Source organism: Okeania sp. SIO3B5 (assembly GCF_010692555.1).
GTDB lineage: Bacteria > Cyanobacteriota > Cyanobacteriia > Cyanobacteriales > Microcoleaceae > Okeania.
Map to the genome: position 1 here is coordinate 12,542 of NZ_JAAHHG010000212.1, position 3,158 is coordinate 15,699.

At 39.0% G+C, this 3,158-nt stretch carries 3 protein-coding genes; all 3 read left to right on the top strand.

The window, feature by feature from the left end; translation table 11 throughout:
- The first annotated feature begins 65 nt into the window (after window positions 1–65).
- Window positions 66–1,253, top strand: coding sequence for a hypothetical protein (locus F6K54_RS24125; RefSeq protein WP_293082994.1), 1,188 nt, complete (start codon window positions 66–68; stop codon window positions 1,251–1,253).
- Window positions 1,254–1,287: 34 nt separating this feature from the next.
- Complete coding sequence (locus F6K54_RS24130) at window positions 1,288–1,446, top strand: zinc ribbon domain-containing protein (RefSeq protein ID WP_293082991.1); 159 nt, start codon at window positions 1,288–1,290, stop codon at window positions 1,444–1,446.
- Window positions 1,447–1,926: 480 nt separating this feature from the next.
- Window positions 1,927–2,640 carry a hypothetical protein gene (locus F6K54_RS24135; protein WP_293082992.1) on the top strand — a complete coding sequence of 238 codons (714 nt, stop codon included), beginning with the start codon at window positions 1,927–1,929 and terminating at the stop codon, window positions 2,638–2,640.
- The last annotated feature ends 518 nt before the right edge of the window (window positions 2,641–3,158 follow it).

Here is a 3,158-nt window from a genome sequence, read left to right on the forward strand (position 1 = left end):
CAGGGGTAGGTCAAACTATGTCAGGAGTTGGTTTAACCAGTTCAGGCATGGGCATGGGCATGAATATGTCAGGAGTTGGTTTAACGGCTTCAGGGGTAGGTCAAACTATGTCAGGAGTTGGTTTAACGGCTTCAGGTGTAGGTCAAACTATGTCAGGAGTTGGTTTAACTGCTTCGGGTGTAGGTCAAACTATGTCAGGAGTTGGTTTAACGGCTTCAGGTGTAGGTCAAACTATGTCAGGAGTAGGTTTAACCAGTTCAGGCATGGGCATGGGCATGAATATGTCAGGAGTTGGTTTAACTGCTTCGGGTGTAGGTCAAACTATGTCTGGTGTAGGTCAAACTATGTCAGGCATGGGCATGGGCATGAATATGTCAGGAGTTGGTTTAACTGCTTCAGGGGTAGGTCAAACTATGTCAGGAGTTGGTTTAACGGCTTCAGGTGTAGGTCAAACTATGTCAGGGGTAGGTTTAACTGCTTCGGGTGTAGGTCAAACTATGTCTGGTGTAGGTTTAACTGCTTCAGGTGTAGGTCAAACTATGTCCGGTATTGGTTTAACCACTTCAGGCATGGGCATGGGCATGAATATGTCAGGAGTAGGTTTAACGGCTTCAGGCATGGGCATGGGCATGAATATGTCCGGTGTAGGTTTAACTGCTTCAGGTGTAGGTCAAACTATGTCCGGTATTGGTTTAACCACTTCAGGCATGGGTATGGGCATGAATATGTCAGGAGTTGGTTTAACTGCTTCAGGGGTAGGTCAAACTATGTCAGGGGTAGGTTTAACTGCTTCAGGCATGGGCATGGGCATAAATATGTCAGGGGTAGGTTTAACGGCTTCAGGCATGGGCATGAATATGTCTGGTGTAGGTTTAACGGCTTCAGGCATGGGCATGAATATGTCTGGTGTAGGTTTAACGGCTTCAGGAATGGGCATGAATATGTCCGGTGTTGCTGCTTCTATGCCACCAGTTCGCCCACGCAAGTTCTGGTTAGTTGCTGATGCCGAACTTATTATTTACGGTGCAACGGAACCTGATGCTACTGTCACTATTGGCGGACGACCTATTAAACTTAACTCTGATGGTACTTTCCGTTTCCAGATGGCCTTCCCTGATGGTTTAATTGATTATCCTATCATGGCAGTGGCAGTCGATGGCGAACAAAACCGCTCTATACACATGAAGTTCACTCGTGAAACGCCAGAACGTCGCACTAATACAAAGCAAGAAGCTGTTTTGGAATGGGTATAGAAATTCTCATATTTTTGAGGTAGGGTAATTAGAGGTGAAACAGTCTCTGTCTTTATCGGAGCGTGTATTCAATTGTGAAAACTGCAATTTCAGTTGTGATCGAGACTTGAATGCAGCGTTAAATTTAGCTATGGCGGTCAGTTTGCTCCGCAACGCTAACGCTAACGACCGTGACAGCTTGCGGACTGGATAACGCCGACGTTGCCAGATTGAAGCAGGAATAGAACAGATAATCATAGATTTCTATAGATTATCGTAGGTTTCTAAGAACGGTAAACAGGTTCTGTTGCTTGCTTGTTTTAACTATTGATAACTAAGGCATAAGTAGCGATCGCTTATCGCTAGCTTACTAAATAACCCCCGGACTTTACCGGGGGTTTATCATTGAATCAGTTAGAAATGGTTAATATTAAGCTTTAGCAGTACAATTTATAGAGGTTTTCTGTTTCATAATAATACAACTATTAAGAGAGGAAATCAGATTTCCTAATATTCAATCCTCTCGATTTTAACTAGAGGTAATTATTCATTATTCATTATCAATTAATAAATGTAGTCTACCTTTGTAAAAACAGCTATAATTAGCAAAGTAATCAAGTTATATAATACCAATTTGAAAAAAGAATGTTACGAATAATAAGTGTAATAAAAAGATTTTACAGTAAATGTCCCTTTGACAAAAAAGAGAATTTACGACCTGAAAAATGGTATTAAATCTATTCCCATACGACTCCTGAATCCAGAATACAGAATTCTAAGAAATACCCTAGCTATTTGTAGAAAAAATTTATCAAATTGTTATAACATCAATTTATTACTGATGAAGGTATCAGAAGTAACTCAAACATTAAAAAAAATATTTGAAGAATATTTGGCAATTCCATCTACTACTTCATGGCAAATAGAAACAGATGATTTTCGACTTTTAGTTCTACTTTCAGAAGACAAAAATTGGCTGAGAATATTAATTCCAATTGCTCCTCAAGGAGATGTTCAACCATTTCTTGATAAATTACTTGAAGCTAACTTTGATTTAACTTTAGACACTCGCTATGCTTTATATGAAAATGTCTTATGGGGAGTATTTCAGCATCATTTTTCTACATTAATAGTAGAAGATTTTAGTACAGCTATTCAAAGATTGATTGATTTAAAAGAACAAGGTATATCAAGTTATTTTAATGAAGTAATAGAAAATCGGATTGTCGAAGTAATTAAAGCAGCAAAACTTCAAGAACAAACTTTAGAAGCAACCATGCAAACTTTAGAACGCTTTTATGCAGAAGGTTTAATGGGTGAAATAGATATGAATTCAGAATATCGTGAAAAAACTTTGGCAGCTTGGCGTTATCAATTAGAGCGTTTATGGCCGGAAGTGGAACCTTGACGAAGTCAGAAGTCATATCATGTCCGGTTGAATAGTGACACTTTAGAGGAATGAAGGCAGAAGGCAGAAGGCAGAGGGCAGAAGGGAAGAAAAGATTAGAACCCACATTTCGCACCACAAAATGTAGCAACCGAAGAAGGAGTCAGGAGACAACCCACCCCTCGCCCCTCCCCCTCCCAGGAGGGGAAGACAGGAGACAGAATTTGAGAAGAAAATCATAACTACCGTGATTGAGTAATCAATCAAACAAGTATTTATGCGTAAATTTTTTACTCGGAATTTGATCAACGAAAAAAGTAATTGAGATGATTTGCATAGTATAAATACCTACTAAAATACAAATTTATATACTACTTTTAATGATACGCTCTTGAAGTGCGGAATGTGAGTTAGAAGGGATAAAGTTTTTTATCACTAATTATCCGGACATAATATCAAAAGTTATTTTTGTAACGGGGATTTGAGCAAGGCTCCAAAAATATTTCGCCTTAAAAGGTGGGGTTTTAGACCCAAATTAT

What these genes read in the sequence shown, in the direction of transcription:
- F6K54_RS24125 (WP_293082994.1), top strand. Translation starts at nt 66, where the DNA reads ATGTCAGGAGTTGGTTTAACGGCTTCAGGGGTAGGTCAAACTATGTCA.